This is a genomic window from Enterococcus sp. AMC1086, from assembly GCF_058216575.1.
The window spans coordinates 2537174-2554727 of the sequence record NZ_CM177100.1; the positions used below are offsets into that span (position 1 = coordinate 2537174).

14 protein-coding genes are annotated in these 17554 nt (G+C 33.9%); all 14 read right to left on the minus strand.

Annotation, left to right across the window (positions count from 1 at the left end; all coding sequences use genetic code 11):
• Window positions 1-632 precede the first annotated feature (632 nt).
• Window positions 633-3221 (minus strand): hypothetical protein, encoded by a 2589-nt coding sequence (locus AC4BC4_RS11905; RefSeq protein WP_490475832.1) that lies wholly within the window; start codon window positions 3219-3221, stop codon window positions 633-635.
• 42 nt (window positions 3222-3263) lie between these two features.
• Complete coding sequence (locus AC4BC4_RS11910) at window positions 3264-4214, minus strand: glycosyltransferase family 2 protein (protein ID WP_438757006.1); 951 nt, start codon at window positions 4212-4214, stop codon at window positions 3264-3266.
• 553 nt (window positions 4215-4767) lie between these two features.
• Entirely contained in the window at window positions 4768-5937 is a 1170-nt protein-coding gene (locus AC4BC4_RS11915; RefSeq protein WP_490475833.1) for a nucleotide sugar dehydrogenase, read from the minus strand.
• Window positions 5938-5975: 38 nt separating this feature from the next.
• Window positions 5976-8174, minus strand: a complete 2199-nt coding sequence (locus AC4BC4_RS11920) for a GH25 family lysozyme (protein WP_490475834.1) — start codon at window positions 8172-8174, stop codon at window positions 5976-5978.
• Between the two features lie 97 nt (window positions 8175-8271).
• On the minus strand, window positions 8272-9108 hold the full coding sequence (gene rfbD, locus AC4BC4_RS11925; protein ID WP_438757009.1) for a dTDP-4-dehydrorhamnose reductase: 837 nt from the start codon (window positions 9106-9108) through the stop codon (window positions 8272-8274).
• A 77-nt stretch (window positions 9109-9185) separates the two neighbouring features.
• Window positions 9186-10214 (minus strand): dTDP-glucose 4,6-dehydratase, encoded by a 1029-nt coding sequence (gene rfbB / locus AC4BC4_RS11930; protein ID WP_490475835.1) that lies wholly within the window; start codon window positions 10212-10214, stop codon window positions 9186-9188.
• A gap of 21 nt (window positions 10215-10235) precedes the next feature.
• Complete coding sequence (gene rfbC, locus AC4BC4_RS11935) at window positions 10236-10808, minus strand: dTDP-4-dehydrorhamnose 3,5-epimerase (protein WP_438757011.1); 573 nt, start codon at window positions 10806-10808, stop codon at window positions 10236-10238.
• 13 nt (window positions 10809-10821) lie between these two features.
• Entirely contained in the window at window positions 10822-11691 is an 870-nt protein-coding gene (rfbA, locus tag AC4BC4_RS11940; RefSeq protein ID WP_490475836.1) for a glucose-1-phosphate thymidylyltransferase RfbA, read from the minus strand.
• Between the two features lie 120 nt (window positions 11692-11811).
• Window positions 11812-12528: a glycosyltransferase family 2 protein gene (locus tag AC4BC4_RS11945; protein WP_490475837.1), complete on the minus strand. Its 717-nt coding sequence runs from the start codon at window positions 12526-12528 to the stop codon at window positions 11812-11814.
• Window positions 12529-13362, minus strand: coding sequence for a glycosyltransferase (locus tag AC4BC4_RS11950; RefSeq protein ID WP_490475838.1), 834 nt, complete (start codon window positions 13360-13362; stop codon window positions 12529-12531).
• Window positions 13362-14144, minus strand: coding sequence for a glycosyltransferase family 2 protein (locus tag AC4BC4_RS11955; RefSeq protein WP_490475839.1), 783 nt, complete (start codon window positions 14142-14144; stop codon window positions 13362-13364). The genes AC4BC4_RS11950 and AC4BC4_RS11955 overlap by 1 nt, the downstream gene beginning before the upstream one ends.
• A gap of 283 nt (window positions 14145-14427) precedes the next feature.
• Window positions 14428-15564, minus strand: coding sequence for a glycosyltransferase family 4 protein (locus tag AC4BC4_RS11960; RefSeq protein WP_438757016.1), 1137 nt, complete (start codon window positions 15562-15564; stop codon window positions 14428-14430).
• 132 nt (window positions 15565-15696) lie between these two features.
• Entirely contained in the window at window positions 15697-16611 is a 915-nt protein-coding gene (locus AC4BC4_RS11965) for a YihY/virulence factor BrkB family protein (protein ID WP_438757017.1), read from the minus strand.
• A gap of 18 nt (window positions 16612-16629) precedes the next feature.
• Window positions 16630-17394: a type I methionyl aminopeptidase gene (gene map / locus AC4BC4_RS11970; RefSeq protein ID WP_438757018.1), complete on the minus strand. Its 765-nt coding sequence runs from the start codon at window positions 17392-17394 to the stop codon at window positions 16630-16632.
• Window positions 17395-17554 lie beyond the last annotated feature (160 nt).

Below are 17554 nucleotides of genomic sequence, written 5' to 3' on the forward strand. Positions count from 1 at the left end.
TTTGCTCTATATTTCCTTACTGGAGAAACAGATTCATTCGTTGAATGCGGTGTTTTAAAAAGATTCGTCCAATGTGTTGGACAATGTGAAAGCAATCAAGAATGATTTGAGCCAGAGGAAACAATTTTTTCCTGTTTAACCAATTTAAATTCATCAAAATAAGACAAATAGTATATTCCCAACGAACACTCTTCCCTTTTTCTTTCTCTCTAAAATGAGGACAGGAGTGGGCTAAATAGTCTAATCTACCAGAAAACACCTAACAAATTCGCCCTTTAATGCGTTCTTTTTCTAAAAATTTTTCAGTAAAAGTAATATTTAAATCTAGAATATCTAAGGTATTTTTGATAAGAGTGATGTAAGACATCTTGATTTTTCCTTTTGATTGGTTTTCGTCGACTTAATTTTAAAGGATATCAGGATGTCTTTTCTATTATTTTGCATTAAAAAAGATGTCGGTGATTTCTCACCAACATCAGAAAGTATGAAAGGAAATAACTTGTAAGTCGATTACTTTGTTATTTTCATTCTGTTTGGTAAAGTTGATAGTCATCATGGATTTTCTTCACCAACATTAGTTGACACAGAACTTTTTTAAGGTAATGCTTCTGAAATTACTCAAAGGCACTTTTCTATAGTATATATGCAAACAAGAATCCACCAAAAAGAATAATCGTCGAACTAAAAAATAGAAGATGTGTTTGCACTGTTGATAATTCTGTCATTGGTCTCAATAAACTTCCCCTTGTTTTATTCCCAACAAAATTATTATTTTTTAATTCAGAATTTTTTTCAACTAACATTTGTATAAACCATGTACACGATAGCGCAATGATCGGAACAGCATACAAGAAATACCTTCCTTGTACACCACCCAAATAACCGTCTAGATAGTACCTATTATACGTATTTAAATAAAGATTTATTAAAAATATAAAACTTCCGAATGATGTAAAACGTATAATCAACCATTTATCTCCCCATGACTTCATTCTAATTAAAAAAGAACCAAGATAAATACAAATAGATAACTGTGTAAGGGTCTTCCAAATAATTGTCAAAAGGCCATTATTATTTTTTAAAGGTTGAAAAGAAAAATTATCAACCAAAGTTGCATAAAACCAATAAATAAACTCACTAATACTCTTTACAGATTCTCTATAAATAAACTCTTGATAAAACGATCCTTGATAAAAACCAACCGGATCAATTTTAGCAAAAGATTGCATGAATACACCATACACCATATACATTTTTAAATAAAAATATAATGGGCCAACATATATTAATAGCGTAGCAAAAAATTTCCAATTAAATAAGATTTTAAAATTTCTTTGTATCAGTTGGTGTATAAAGAATAGTCCAGTTGTTATAGCTACCACTGCACCAACATTCACTTTTGTTAGCAAGCCAATGCTAATGCCCAGTGCTAGTGCAATGTAATTCACTAATGTATATTTTTTATTTGAAAGTCCAAATAATGCAAAAATTGTTAATCCTACAGCTAATAATCCAATGACATCATTCCCTAATTGCGAACTTGCATAGATTAAAATCGAAGATCCTGTAATGATAGAGACATAGAGCCAATGGAAAATTGGATCTTTCTTTATATACAAGTAACCAATAACAAACCAAATAGAAACGGATAGCAACGAAATTATATTAGAAATAAGCAACAGTCTAGAAAAATTCACATAGACACGTTTATCATCTATTTTTTTCGTACCACCTAAAAATCTTAATATTTGATGGTACAACGGCGGGTGTCCCTGATAATTTGTATTACCATCTTCTAGTTCAACAATACCAGATAATTCGTCAGACTTCCCTAATTTTTTTGCTGACGAAGCAAAATCATTTTTAGTCATAAATTGTTTGCCATAATCAGGCAAAATATTGGTTTTTGTATCTTCTAACGAAGCAACAAAAGATAAATGAGCATTAGGATCCCAATATCCTTCAAGTACATTTTGTTCAACTTTCATTTGAATTCCAAAAATACATATTCCAATGATATAAATCGGTACAATTATAAATGCTGGATTATTGACATATTTTGACAATACAACAACTAGTAAATACACTAATATCACTAAAACAATGATTAACATTCCAATGACATTAACAGGATAAGTATTGAATAAGAGAGTTAGTTTCAATTTTTCGTTTGAAAGTGAAGATTCTTTTATTATATTGGAACTTTCTGTAGCAGTTTCCAATTGAATATTTTGATTATCCGTAGAAATATTTTCAATTACTATTTCATAATTTTTGTTCTTAGAATTTTTTGTACTATCATTTATACCTAGAGAAACAATAATGCCGTCTTCGTTTTCACTATCGAAAACATATTGTTCATCGATTACATCATTATTTGCTTTATCAATTAATTTAACAAAAGCTTGTGGTTTAGTAGATAGTTCTTCTGATTCTTTACCATTGTCGTTTGGAAAAAACAAATTGAAGTCTACACTAGAAAATCTCTTTCTTGGAGTCTCAAAGTTTTGTGTAAATTTCTGACTTGGTAATAGCTCAAACTTATTTAATTCTCCAGAATTATAATAATAGGATTTACCAAAAAAATAATTTCCTTGTGCACTTAATGCGAAAAAAGAAATACACAAGAAAAACGCGGCTATTGATGTGTATAAAAATCTGTTTTTACTTAAAAAAAAGAAGATCAAAAGTGTTGCAATTACAATCGCGGCTAACAATATTTTCACATTCCAATTTTGATATGCGATATCTGCTAATTGTTTGGATACACCTTTTTCAATAATAATTTCCCCATCTGAATAAGAGACTCCTTTCTCAAACTCAGATTTTACTATGCTGCCTTTTAATTTGAATCCGTTCCCTTTTTTTTCTAAAATATTTATTTTATTTAAATGGACTGACTCAAACACTGACAAATCAGGAGAAAATAACATCATTGAATTAGATTCCATACTTCTTGGATCTATTGGAAACTTTACCTTATTTGATAAGACATAATTAGTAGACTGTTTATCAATCGGAATATTGTCGTATTTACTTGAAACATCTATATCCAACGTAACTGGTAATTTTTCAAGTTTCGTCGTCTCACTATCGAACTGGAATTCGTAATAAATGCTTGAAGACGAGATATTCATTTTAAATATAAAAACTATCAGAACTAACGATATTGTAGCTATAATGCTATTTATAATAAATTTCTTAGAATAAATTTTACTCATTTACATTTCCTCTCGCTAACACTCACTGATTAAGTTAGAATACTATTTTTCATCTTTATCGTAATCCATTTTTCTGACACGATATTGAATATCTTCTAAAATTTTTCTATTTGCAGAAATCAAATCGGCTTGTAGTCCAATAACAAATGTTTGAAAACCAATTAATAAAAGAGTACTTGCCAAAATCAATGATTGAATATGACCTGAGCCAGCTCCCTGTGCTAGAAATATTAAGAATCTAATCCCAATAATGGCTCCCAGAGCAAACATTACACTACCTAAAATAGTAAAAAACATTAATGGTTTATACATCATAAATGCTCGGAAAATCGTTAGCATTGATTTTTTTACATAGCCAAACATACTGCTAAACAGCCTTGATGGTCTTAACTCACTATTAGTTCTGATCGGTACAGAGGTCATAGCAATCTTATTTCTTCCTGCTTGTACAATCGTTTCTAATGTGTAGGTATATTCATTCGCTACATTTAGCTTTAGAGCGGCATCTCTGCTATACGCACGAAAACCACTCGGTGCATCAGGAATATCTGATTTCGATGCTTTCCTTACCACCCAGCTACCAAATTTTTGTAATTTCTTTTTCAGCGGAGAAAAATGTTCAGTTTCAGAAATTGGTCTTTCACCAATAACAATATCTGATTTACCATCTAAAATTGGTCGTACTAATTTTTCAATATCCGCTCCATTGTATTGATTATCAGCATCCGTATTAACGATGATATCTGCCCCATTACGCAAACATGCATCTATCCCTGCCATAAATCCTTTAGCTAATCCTTTATTCCGTTTAAAATCAACGACATAATTAACTCCCCAATTTTTAGCAACTTCTACAGTGTTGTCCTTACTACCGTCATTAATGATCAAAACTTCAATATCATCAATACCTTCAATCTTTTTCGGTAAATCGTTTAATGCAATTTCTAGTGTCTCTGCTTCATTATAACAAGGAATTTGAATTATTAGTTTCATTACGTTCGTCCTTTTCCATTTAGTTCGAATCTAAAAATAGAATACCACAAGAAAGTATAGCATTTTCATAAGTATTTTTCAAGTTACCCTAATTTTTATGCATTTCTGTGAAAACAACTATTCATTTGCTACTATCATTTACTTTAACTATTTCTATTTTACTTTTTTTAGTATGGGTCACTTTTTATATACAATTTTTCTTTGTATTTTTTATCTATATATTCAAAAATTGAAAGTTACTTGATTTTTCATCTGACATATCTGTGAAAATAATTGCGGTTAGCAGCATTCAATTGAGTTTATCACTCTTATATATTGCCTTATATTATGCTTCACAATTATATCCGAAGCAACTATTTGAATTACTTTTATACTGATGTCTTTTTCACAATCCTCACTAGAGTATAGAAACCTATATTTTGCTTTTCAATAAGGTAATCGACGTATAAAACCAAAAAAAGTCAGAATGACGAGTGATCCTCCATTCTGACTTTTGATTAGTTTAGCACATCAGTTCTGAATAAAAAATAATAGAAATCAAAAACTACATCTATTAATCTCTTTTGAAAATATCCCGTGTATAAACTTTCTTTTCAACATCTGATAATTCTTCTTCCATTCTATTCGTAACAATGACATCAGATAGCTCTTTGAATTGAGTTAAATTTTTTTCTACACGTGAATTATAAAATGTTGTTTCATCCATAGTAGGTTCAAAAACAATTACCTCAACACCTTTTGCTTTCAAACGCTTCATGATACCCTGTATGGATGAATATCTAAAATTATCAGAGTTTGATTTCATTGTCAGGCGATAAATTCCCACTACTTTTGGACTTCTAGCTAAAATTTGTTCTGCTATAAAATCTTTACGTGTTGTATTCGCATCAACGATCGCACTAATGATATTATTTGGAACAGTATCATAATTTGCACGCAACTGCTTTGTATCTTTAGGCAAACAGTAACCGCCATATCCAAATGATGGATTATTATAATGCGTCCCAATTCTAGGATCTAATCCCACACCTTCAATGATTTGTTTTGCATCTAATTCTCTTGATTCAGCATACGTATCTAATTCATTAAAATATGCGACACGCAAAGCCAAGTAAGTGTTTGAAAAAAGTTTTATTGCTTCGGCTTCCGTTGAATGAGTCAATAAAATTCGTGAATTTTTATCCATTGTATTTTCTAAAAACATATTAGCAATTTCTTCGCCTTTCTTAGAGCACTCTCCTACAATGATTCTAGAAGGATAAAGATTATCATACAACGCCTTTCCTTCTCTTAAGAATTCAGGTGAAAAGATAATATTGTTCGTGTTGTATTTTGCTCTTAAGCTATCCGTATATCCAACTGGTACAGTAGATTTGATAATTAAAATAGCTTCTGGTTTTATCGACAATGCTTTTTCGATAACATCTTCTACGGTGGCTGTATTAAAATAATTTTTCTTTTCATCGTAATCTGTTGGTGTAGACACGATTAGATAGTCAGCAAATTTGACAGCTTCTTCAAAGTCTTTAGTAAATTTAAGATTCAAGTCTTTTTTTGACAAAAATTCTTTTACTTCTTTATCTTCTAATGGAGATATTCCTTGATTTAACAGATCAATTTTTTCATCTACTATATCATAAGCCATAACATTTTCTTTCTGACTTAACAATAGCGCATTTGCTAATCCAACATATCCTAAACCAAATATAGAAACGTTTTTCACAAAAAAACCTCTATTCTTATATAATTATTTTTAATACTTTATTTTGTAACATAAGGTCTGGCAGTCTCTCCTGGAGCGGTTTTTGCTTTTTCAACTACTTTAATTTGCAAAGCTTCCATACGCAATGAGTAGCCAGCAGTTCCTGCTTCTTGACCATTTTTTGCCCAATCTAGCCAACCAAAACTTCTAGAATGAACTCGATAGTATATATCATATCTTTTAGCTAACTGATCTGTCAAATTAATTTTTATGGCTTCAGCTCGACGCTTCTCACCAATAGTACCATTTAATTCCCCATTTTCAGTTACATCAGCCCATCCTTTTTTTTGAAGGTATAACTGATATTGGATAGTTCCAGTCAAGTCTGTATTTTTTGTATTTATTTTTATCGCTTCTATCTGCTTTTGAGCCCCTATAGTTCCTGAAAAATCGCCAGAATTACTAATAATTTGGGACTGCCAACCAATTGATTGAACATGTGATTCATATACAATATCAACAGGTGCTTTGTATGGAGTTGCTGTAGCTCCTGGTGGCTGTGCTCCTTTTTTTACTAATAGAACTTGAATATCTTCAACTGCATAACTATAATTTACTGACCCAGCCTTCTCGTTATTTTTGGCCCAGTCTAGCCAACCAAGTTTAGCAACATGAGTCCTATAATAAACATCATATTGTTTTGCCATTTCACCTGTCAATCTAATTTGAACAGCTTCTACACGTTTCCCGCTATTAACTTTCCCAGAAATCGCATCGTTTTTTTGATAGTTTGGTTCCCAACCAGATGATTGCGCGTAAACGCGGTATTCTATGTCACCACTATAACCAGTGTTACTGTTATTTAAAGATAACTTGAGTGCTTCTATTCTTTTCCTTTCACTGCTTGTTCCAGCGCTTTGACCATCAAAAGCAGAATATTGCCATTCATTTCCTGCAACATAAGCAGAATAATAAACACTACCTGTAGTTAAATCAAATGTTTTACTATTTACCCAGCCAATCGTTCGACCGTTAATTGCAAATTGATACCACGTTGCTTTTACTGTTTTAGCAATACGAGTGATTTGCACAGTTTGCCCCGCATATAAAGAAGCTTGTCCCAAGACATTTACACCTGGTTTAGTGTCCAAAATATCGTCGTAAATAGTATGTCTCGCTGCTTCTCCATTATTTTTTATTTTTGCATTAAAATTCACTGGATTGTTATATTGAACTTTATCATAAACTATTCCGCCATTAAAGATATCATTATAGTCTATACTAATATCAAATACACCTTTAATTCCTGGGAAAGTTAGTTCTGATGACCATTGCCATGCTCCATAATTTCTATTTAACAAATTACTGGCTAGAGGGTTGTAAGGGTATTGAGCTACCCATATATTATTGTAGCCTAATGTATTGGCATTCATAACACCTGTATTAAACCAATTTAACATCGAATAATGCATCGTTCTACTATAACCGTTTACTTTTAATTGATTAGCAAAAACTAAGGAATTATTGGTTACATTGCCTGCAGCCATCTCTCCTTGCTCCGCATCATTGACCATTAGCGTATCAGCTGGTAAGTTTAAACGTTTAGCCACAGCTGCAAAATAATTTGCTTCAGCCCTAGCACCACCTTCTGTATTAAACCAACTGTAATGATAAACTCCTACTTTTAAACCTGCAGCTTTAGCATTTGCAATCTGTGATGCTGCATATGGATTTTCATAGGTTGTATATTCGGTCAATTTTACGATTACTCCTTTAACACCATATTGTTTCATCGTATTATAATTCGCAACGGTTAAATTTCCGTTATGAGATGATACGTCTACAAAATCTTTTGCAGGGCGTGTTGTATCACCTGCACCTACGTACGCATCAACACTAGCTGCCCTAGCAGAAATAGCAGGTGACAAATCAGAGCGTTTGTTTGGTATGTAATCATAAAAACCTTCTCTATCCTTACTTTGAGCTCCTAATTCTTTATTGTTTTCTTCCGTTATGTTTGGTTCATTGAGCGTAGAGCTTGTTGGAGTTTCTTCTTTTTCCTTAACTGCTTCTTCTTTAGAATCGTTAATTGATTCTGAAGTTGAACTTTCTTTAGTGGCTGAAGTTGATTCTGTACTATCTATGTACTCCGTTGTTTGCTCTTGTAAATTTTCTTGTGCCAGGCCTATAATTCCTCCAAAAGATCCTCCTAACAAAATAACTGATGTGGCAATAATCATTAATTTCTTGTTTTTCATCCTTACCTCCTAAAATAGTATCAACATAGCTAAAATCATCCTTTTAAATATACGTAGCATAGATCACTCAACAAAGTAATACTATGCTACACTAATTTTAAACTTTTTCCAACATTTTCGCTAAAGCTTCTTGCCAAGTTGGAATTTTAAAGCCCAATGCTTCAGCTTTACTCAAATCCATTACTGAATATTGTGGACGCTTCGCTTTTTGCGGAAATTGTGTTGAATCTACAGGTAATACTTCCACCTTTGTATCTTTTAAAATTTCTTTTGCAAATTGATACCAATTACAACTATTTTCATTTGATAAGTGATAAACACCAAATGGCGCTTTTTCTTTTACAACAAAGGTCATGAATTCAGCTAGGGTTCTAGTCCAAGTTGGACGGCCAAACTGATCATCCACTACAGTTAATTGATCACGTGTCTCAGCAAGTTTTTGCATAGTAAAGACAAAATTATGTCCATATTGACCGAACACCCATGACGTTCGAATAATATAATAATCTTCCAAAATAGCTTGAACCGCTTTTTCTCCTAATAATTTAGTACGGCCATATTCATTTTGCGGATTTGTTTGTTCATCCTCTGAATACATACCCGCTTTTTTAGTGCCATCGAAAACATAGTCAGTACTAATGTAAACTAATGTAGCACCAACAATCTTAGCTGCTTCAGCAACATTTTTTGTTCCATTTACATTGATTTTTTCATCTAATTCTTTGCCTTCATCTTCAGCTTTATCGACTGCCGTGTAAGCAGCACAATGATAAATCACATCTGGATTTATTTCTTTGATTTTTTGCAAAGTCACTTTTGCGTCCGTAATATCCATTTCGCTCGCATCCGTTGAAATATAGTCTAAACCTTGCTCATCTAAAAGGTGACGCAATTCTGTTCCTAGTTGTCCATTTCCACCTGTGATTAAAATCATTTTATCTACTCCTTCTGAAAAAAGGCAGGAATTGTCCCGCCTTACACTTGCTTATTCATTTATTGTCAGCTAAATTTTTATTGACCGTTTTTCGCATAATTGGCTTCAACAGCTGCTTTGTCTGCTTCCCACCAATCTGGATTTTCCGTGTACCATTTAATTGTATCTGCTAAACCATCACGGAAATTCGTGAATTCGGGCGTCCATCCTAGTTCTTCACGTAATTTTGAAGAATCTATTGCATAACGTAAATCATGTCCAGGACGATCATTTACATGTTCATATGCATCTTTTGGTTGGCCCATTATTTCTAAGATAAGTTCCATAACTGTCTTATTATCTTCCTCACCGTCAGCTCCGATCAAGTAAGTTTCACCGAGCTTTCCTTTGGTCAAGATTGTCCAAACAGCAGAGGAATGATCATTTGTATGAATCCAGTCACGAACATTTTTACCCGCACCGTATAATTTCGGCGTAATCCCGCTTAATACATTGGTAATTTGGCGTGGAATAAATTTTTCAATATGTTGATAAGGGCCATAATTATTGGAACAATTGGAGATCGTAGCTTTCAAGCCAAATGAACGTCCCCACGCTTTTACTAACAGATCTGAACCTGCTTTTGTGGAAGAATATGGGCTAGATGGGTTATAAGGTGTTTCAGCTGTGAATTTTTCGCCAGCTCCTTCACCATGCCCTGGTAAATCCTCACGTAAGGGTAGATCACCATAAACTTCGTCTGTAGAAACATGATGATAACGTACATCATGTTTGCGACAAGCTTCAATCAACGTATAGGTTCCGATAATATTGGTTTGTACAAAAGGAAACGGATCATTTAACGAATTATCATTGTGAGATTCTGCCGCATAATGAACCACTGCATCTGTTTTTTGAACTAGACGATCGACCAATTCAGCATCCGCGATATCACCGACAACTAATTCAACACGATCGGTTGGTAGTCCTTCAAGATTTTTTTTATTTCCCGCATACGTTAATTTATCTAATACCGTTACATGAACTTCTGGATGGTTGTTCACTACATAATGAACAAAGTTTGATCCGATGAATCCAGCTCCACCAGTAACAATGATGTTTTTCATCTTCAAGATCTCTCCTATTTTTTAGATTTCACCATAGACAAAAGGATTCTCTGATTCAAATTCCTTTAATGTCGGATGATTTGTATCTTTTTCAGACGTGATTGCTTTTTGGATATCGATCGGCCAATCAATTGCTAGTTCCGGATCATCAAAGGCAATACCACCATCTGCAGGTGCATTATAATAATTGTCGCATTTATACATAAAATTAACATTTGGTGTCAATGTTACAAAACCGTGTGCATAGCCTTTAGGTACCAATAATTGACGATGGTTATGTTCCGATAAAATATACCCTTCCCACTGTCCATAAGTAGGGCTGCCTTTACGGATATCCACGATCACATCTAAAACCGCACCCGTCACAACACGAATCAGTTTTGTTTGAGCCGCTTCCCCTTTTTGAAAATGCAAGCCACGCAAGACGCCTGCTTCACTTGAAAGAGAGTGATTATCTTGTACAAAATCAAAATCCAACCCTTGTTCAGCAAATTTTTCTTTGGAATAGCTTTCGGTAAAAAAACCTCGATGATCGCCAAACACGTCCATTTCAATGATTTTTACATCTTTTAGTTTTGTGTCAATAACTTTCATTGTCTATTCGCTCCTAATCTGTTTCTGCCAATCTTAATAAGTACTGTCCATAGCCATTTTTCTTTAATGGTTGGGCCAATTCAATAAGTTGCTCTTTTGTGATATAACCCATCCGATAAGCGATTTCTTCTAAACAAGCGACTTTTAAATTTTGACGTTTCTCGATTGTTTCGATAAATGTCGATGCTTCTAGAAGTGATTCATGAGTTCCTGTGTCTAACCAAGCGTAGCCACGTCCCATCACTTCAACGGATAGTTTATTTTTTTCTAAATAAACTTTATTTACATCTGTTATTTCTAATTCTCCACGATCAGAGGGTTTGATATTTTTAGCGATTTCAATTACTTCGTTATCATAAAAATACAGACCCGTAACTGCATAATTTGATTTTGGTTGTTCAGGTTTTTCTTCAATTGAAAGAGCCTTCATCTGACCATCAAATTCCACTACACCAAATCGTTCTGGATCATTTACATGATAGCCGAAAACAGTTGCTCCACTTTTTTTTGATGCCGCACGTTGTAGTAGTTCAGACAACCCACCACCATGATAAATATTGTCGCCTAAAACAAGACAAACACTATCGTCACCGATGAAATTTTCACCGATAATAAATGCTTGCGCTAAGCCATCTGGGCTTTCTTGCACTGCATATTCAATATGAATGCCAAAATCTTTTCCATCGCCAAATAAACTTTCAAAACGTGGCGTGTCATCAGGAGTAGAGATAATCAAAATTTCTTTGATACCTGCTAACATCAATGTTGACATAGGGTAATAAATCATTGGTTTGTCATAAATGGGCATTAATTGTTTTGACGTGGCTTTTGTTAAAGGGTACAGTCTAGTACCGCTGCCACCAGCTAAAATTATTCCTTTCAATGGGAAAACTCCTTCAAATTTAATTATTTCGTTTAATTACTTACACCATTAACATTATCGCATTATCATAGAGACTTGTCATGCTTTTTAGAGTTATTTTACAAAACTGTAAAATAACTCTCATTTAACTTTTAATATTTTTCGACGTATAAGTGCCACAATAAGTGCCTTTCGCCACTTCAATTGTTGTAAACGGCTAGCTTTTGTATTAATTTCACTTGTGTTACAGTCATGTCTACGATAGAGCACAAGTTTTTGCGGGATCATTGCACTGGTTTTATTACTATCTGCAATTAAACCAAACCACATATCATGCATCGGGATCTTATCAGGGATTGGCAATATTTCTTTCTTTAATAGCCCACGAAACGCCATTCCAGCACCTATATAGTTGTTTTTCAAAATATTCTGAAAAATCCCAAGTTTAACTTTACGATAATCAAAATACGATTCTTCTATAACTTCTAGTTTTTCGTCGACAATTACCAAATCACTGATTACTAGATTTATTTCATCATGTTTTTGAAAAAAATCTAATATTGTTTGAACTTTTTCAGGCAGCCAGACATCATCTTGATCTGCCAAAAAAATAAAATCTCCCTGACTTTGATTGATAGCAAATTCAAAATTAGCAATCACCCCTTTGCCAGGACCTTTAAAGAATTTTATCCGCTGATCTTGTGTTGTATATCGCTTGATGATATCCACCGTTGCATCTTTAGAACCGTCATCTGATATAATCAGCTCATCCTCTGAGTTCATTTGAGGCAAAATACTATTAAGTTGTTCTTCTAAATACTTTTCTCCATTATATGTGGCAATACAAACTGAGATCATTTATTTTCCTTTCATTAGTGATCGATACTCTAAAAACGTCCGCCGCCAAATTTTACGATTCTTGACCCGCAAAAATTGTTTAGCTGTTCTTAAAAGCAAATGTCTTCTGTGATTGTAAAATTTATCTTGTTCATACTTCTTATAAAATAGCGTTTCCCCATTTATGATTGATTCATATCGTTTGCTATTGATCGTTTGGTAATCCAGCACAGATAGGTCATGTGCCAGATGATGATCTAAAACGCTGATTTTTTTATCTAATTGATGAATCTTCCAAAAAAGCCAATGATCTAAAAAGTCCAAAGGAAACTCTACGTTGAATGAGCCAATACTGTTCAGTACGGTAAAAGGAATCACTGTTCCAGAATTAATGCCCATAAGTCTTTTGGAATAGATACCTGCTTTTGGCAACTCAGACTTTCCTCCAACATATTCATCAGAAAAAACGGGAGATATTTGTCTACCATGAGAACTGACAATTGGCACATAAGCTCCAATCGCCTCATCTAACGGCAAATCTAAAAGTGTCTCAACGTACTTTTCATCAAGCAAAGTATCTTGATCCAGCAATAACATCAACGTACCTTGAATTTCATTCAGATACTGCGCTCCTGCGTTATAGGCTTTGGCCAATCCTGGATTCGCTCCATCATGTATATAACGAACATTTTCCTGATGAAATACTTCATCATCTTGCGCGTTTTGACTGTTATCGTAAATAAACAGATAGGCTGACTTTTTTTCTGATACCACTCTTTTTAGGCAAGGATAACTGGGTGTTTTTGAGAACTCAGTTTGATATAAAACAATTGTAATAACCAACTTATTCTCCACTAGAAAAACCTCCAGCCCCATTTATTGAAAAATTTAATCATTGATTGTAAAAATATTTTAAATAGTTTCTTGTTTTTATGTGCACCTTTTTCATACAAATGAATCACCGTTTCAAAAGGTGTATACAAAATTTTATAGCCTGCTTTTCCAAAGCTCATACAAAGATCATTATCTTCAAAATACATGAAGTACCGTTCATCGAAACCATCGATCTGGTTAAATTTATTGATATCAATAACCATAAAACAGCCGGAGCCCATCTTAATATACGTTGTTTGATCCTCTGGTAAATCGCGGCATTCATAATAACTTAAGCGCTTATCAAATAACTTTTTGATCGATTGAAAAGGAACAAATCGCAACATATAATCAAACACATCTAGTTTTTGGCGTACTAAATACTGTGTTGTACCATCCGAGTTCAACACTTTAGGACAAACTGCGGCCAACTGGTCATTTTCTTTTATCCGTTGAATCATTTGATCCAATGCATCTTTTGTAATCAAAACGTCTGGATTAAAAATGACGGCATAAGATGTAGAGGCCTTTTTTAACACCTGATTATGCCCGTAACCGAAGCCTTTGTTTTCTCCAGATCTATGTAAAAAAATAAAAGAGCCGTAACGTTCCAGTTTGTCAATATAGCTTTGCTCAGAAGCATTGTCAAATATATGTATATCGTAGTTCGATTCTAGACCTACTTCATTTTTCAAATTATCAAGCACATCAAAAATATGACGGCTATTATGAGTAACAATGGAAATCGTTATTCTATCATTCATATTTTTGCACCTCATTTAAACTAAAAATAAATCCAGCCTGTAACAGGCTGACCCTCACCAAAAATAAAGCAATCGCTGCCTATAATTTTAGGTACTAAGATTCGCTAATTCAGACACTGGTTCCTTGTGAAAGAAAATAGACCAGGAACATAGTCACTTGTTACTTAGCTGAACTCTATGAAAGCGGGGCAAAACTTACTGAGTCTTGTCCCGCTCTCTCTTTTTACTCAATCAATGAATTATAACACAGCTTAAAATCTCATAAAAGATTCTCTTTGATTATTTACTTTTTTTTAGAATGTTTGCCTAATCTTTTTTCTAATTGTTGATGACGAAATTCACGATTTCCAAACATACGTAAAATATACATCAATGGTTGATGATTTTCACCAACTAATCCAATCATTTCAATAAACAATTCCAAGCCGATCGCACTAAAAACAATCAGTAGAATCGATGCCAAATTACTTGCGTAACTAAACAACAATGCTACAAATGAAAAGACCAAGGCTAAACCATAAATCGTCATCACTGCGCCTTTATGCGTAAATCCAAGAGAAAGCAAGCGATGATGTAAATGCATTTTATCAGCTGATGAAATCGGCCGCTTATTCATCAAACGACGAATAATTGCATACACAGTATCGGTAATCGGAACACCTAAGATGATCATCGGTGTAATCACCGTGATAAACGTAGCATTTTTCAATCCTTGTAAGGACATCACTGCAATCATAAAGCCTAAAAACAAAGCACCCGTATCCCCTAAAAAAATCTTAGCTGGATAAAAATTATACGGGAAAAACCCTGCAATACTGGCTACCAAAACAAAAATTACGATTGGAATATAGACTGTTTTGGCATGAAGAAAAAAGTACCCAATTACACCGATCGTTGTTAAACTAATGATCGAAACGCCAGAAGCAAGTCCATCTAAGCCGTCGATCAAATTAATCGCATTCGTAATTGCCAGTATCCAAAATAAAGTCAAAGGTAAACTAAACCAACGTAAATCAATATGTCCAAAAAAAGGTAACGTTACAACATCGATCCTAATTTCTGCTACAAAATAAATAACTAATGCCCCAAGTAGAATACCGAGCGTTTTTTTCTTCGGAGACAATTCATAAATATCATCGATCAAACCTGTTGCGACAACAATTCCTGCGCCTAAAATAATTGGCCATATATAGTCAATCGGTATAATCGATTGAAACATGATTAGACAGGAAAATGAAAAGACAAAATAAATTCCTAATCCACCAGCTGTAGGCATATTCTTAGTATTTACTCTTCTTTCACCTGGAGCATCATAAGCTCCTATTCTAAACGCCAGTAATTTAACGATTGGCGTTGTAATCAATGATAAAATAAACGTCAGAAATAGACGGATAACAATTTCATAAATAAACATAGACATGATGAACCCACTTTCTTAATGTACAACGTATATTATACCGAATCATTCCACATTTACAAGTTGGAACAAGTGTTTCCACCGTTAAAAAAATTCAAAAGACTTACTTGTTTATTTAAAGTAATAGTATTTAGCCTACTTCTTGAATTTTTCTTTTATTTTATCTGCTAGTCGGTTGATCACTCCATAGCGGTGCTGAATTTTTTCATTGGATATGTATTCTTTAACAACTGCATTGATAATTCCACCTAAAATAATAATCGTTGCGGCAATGTTCAACCATAACATCAATATAATGAAACTTCCTATGATTTGATAACTAGCAATTTTTGAACTGAAATACTTAATATAAATCCCAAAGGCTTGTGATAACAACATCCATCCGACTGTCGCAAAGACCGCTCCAGGAATGATTGAACGAAAAGTCAGCTTCGCATTCGGAACTACACGATAAATCAAACACATGATAACAAGTAAAACAAATGAAGTAATGGGCCATTTCAAGGTCTGAAAGTTATCTATAAAATCAGTTGAAAAATGAAAAATAGGCTGTAAAAAATCTAAAATCGATTTACCTAAACCTAAAACACCTACAACACCCACGATTGCAATCATAAACAATAGAATCACAAGCAAGGACATGATACGGACAATAATAAAGTTTTTACGCGGCTCAACACCAAACGCTTTATTCATAGCTGTTTGCAACGCATTGATACTTTGACTAGCACTCCATAATGCTGCTAGAGCAGAAATCGATAACAATCCACCCGAACGCTGTGTCAACAAGGATTGGATCGCTGGTTTTAAGTCATTAAAAATAGCTTCTGGAATTGCTTCTGCTATGTAGGGCAATACTTCATTTGGATCAATATGTAAGTACGGCAGAAGATTTCCTACCGCAATCAATAGAGGAAACAGGGACAAAAGTAAGTAGTACGCCACAACCACTGAGGTATTTCCAATCTCTGAATCAATCATGCGATGTTGCGTTGTTTCAATGAAACGCATTAATTTTTCATTATTCTTTACTTTGTCCACCAGTTTCATAAAATTCTCCTCTAATGTTTAGTAGGTTCCCTCTTCTCCTTGAGAAGTCAAAATTTTGGGACCATCTTTGGTAATAGCCAGTGTATGTTCAAATTGACAGCTGATCCCGCCATCTAAAGTGTATGCTGTCCAACCATTTGGATCCATTTTCATGCGCCACGTCCCCGTATTGACCATAGGTTCGATCGTAATGACCATTCCTTCTTTTAAACGTAAGCCTTTTCCCGCTTCACCATAATGAGGAATAACAGGACTTTCATGAATCGTTGGACCAATACCGTGTCCTACAAAATCTCTTACAACAGAAAGGTTTTCACTTTCAACATAGGTTTGAATTGCATGTCCGATATCACCGATACGATTACCGACTTGGGCTTGCTCGATTCCAAGATATAACGCTTTTTTAGTCACTTCCATTAAGTGGTCCAATTCAGGCGTCGAGTTTCCGACTACATAAGCCCAGCAAGAATCTGATACTGCACCTTTTAAATCAATACACATATCTACTTTGATCAAATCGCCGTCCTTTAATGGTTTTTTTCGAGGAAAACCGTGGCAAATTTCATCATTAATACTGCAACACGTTGCATATTTATAGTCTTCAAAGCCAATTTGTGCGGCAATTCCGCCATGACTTTCAATAAAATCTCTCACAAACACTTCTATGTCCCAACTTGTAACACCTGGTTTGATAAAGCTACGTAAATGACGATGAACATCTGCCAATAACTCTCCAGATTCATCCATCATTTCAATTTCTCTTGGTGATTTTAGTGTAATCATTCAATATCGTCCTCCTAAAATTTAAAAGCTGAAATAGCATAGTCAGCTTTTTCCCGAAACCTTCAATCCTTAGAACTTTAGCTCTTAGAAATTGATGCGATCGAAGCAAAGCGTAATGGCTAGCTTTTGAAGCTAGGTAATCTTTATATAAGTGTATTTT

Excerpts from the sequence above, each read along its gene's own strand:
- AC4BC4_RS11905 (WP_490475832.1), bottom strand. The coding sequence starts at position 3,221 with ATGAGTAAAATTTATTCTAAGAAATTTATTATAAATAGCATTATAGCT.
- AC4BC4_RS11910 (WP_438757006.1), bottom strand. The coding sequence starts at position 4,214 with ATGAAACTAATAATTCAAATTCCTTGTTATAATGAAGCAGAGACACTA.
- AC4BC4_RS11920 (WP_490475834.1), bottom strand. The coding sequence starts at position 8,174 with ATGAAAAACAAGAAATTAATGATTATTGCCACATCAGTTATTTTGTTA.
- rfbD (WP_438757009.1), bottom strand. The coding sequence starts at position 9,108 with ATGATTTTAATCACAGGTGGAAATGGACAACTAGGAACAGAATTGCGT.
- rfbB (WP_490475835.1), bottom strand. The coding sequence starts at position 10,214 with ATGAAAAACATCATTGTTACTGGTGGAGCTGGATTCATCGGATCAAAC.
- rfbC (WP_438757011.1), bottom strand. The coding sequence starts at position 10,808 with ATGAAAGTTATTGACACAAAACTAAAAGATGTAAAAATCATTGAAATG.
- AC4BC4_RS11945 (WP_490475837.1), bottom strand. The coding sequence starts at position 12,528 with ATGATCTCAGTTTGTATTGCCACATATAATGGAGAAAAGTATTTAGAA.
- AC4BC4_RS11955 (WP_490475839.1), bottom strand. The coding sequence starts at position 14,144 with ATGAATGATAGAATAACGATTTCCATTGTTACTCATAATAGCCGTCAT.
- AC4BC4_RS11960 (WP_438757016.1), bottom strand. The coding sequence starts at position 15,564 with ATGTCTATGTTTATTTATGAAATTGTTATCCGTCTATTTCTGACGTTT.
- AC4BC4_RS11965 (WP_438757017.1), bottom strand. The coding sequence starts at position 16,611 with ATGAAACTGGTGGACAAAGTAAAGAATAATGAAAAATTAATGCGTTTC.
- map (WP_438757018.1), bottom strand. The coding sequence starts at position 17,394 with ATGATTACACTAAAATCACCAAGAGAAATTGAAATGATGGATGAATCT.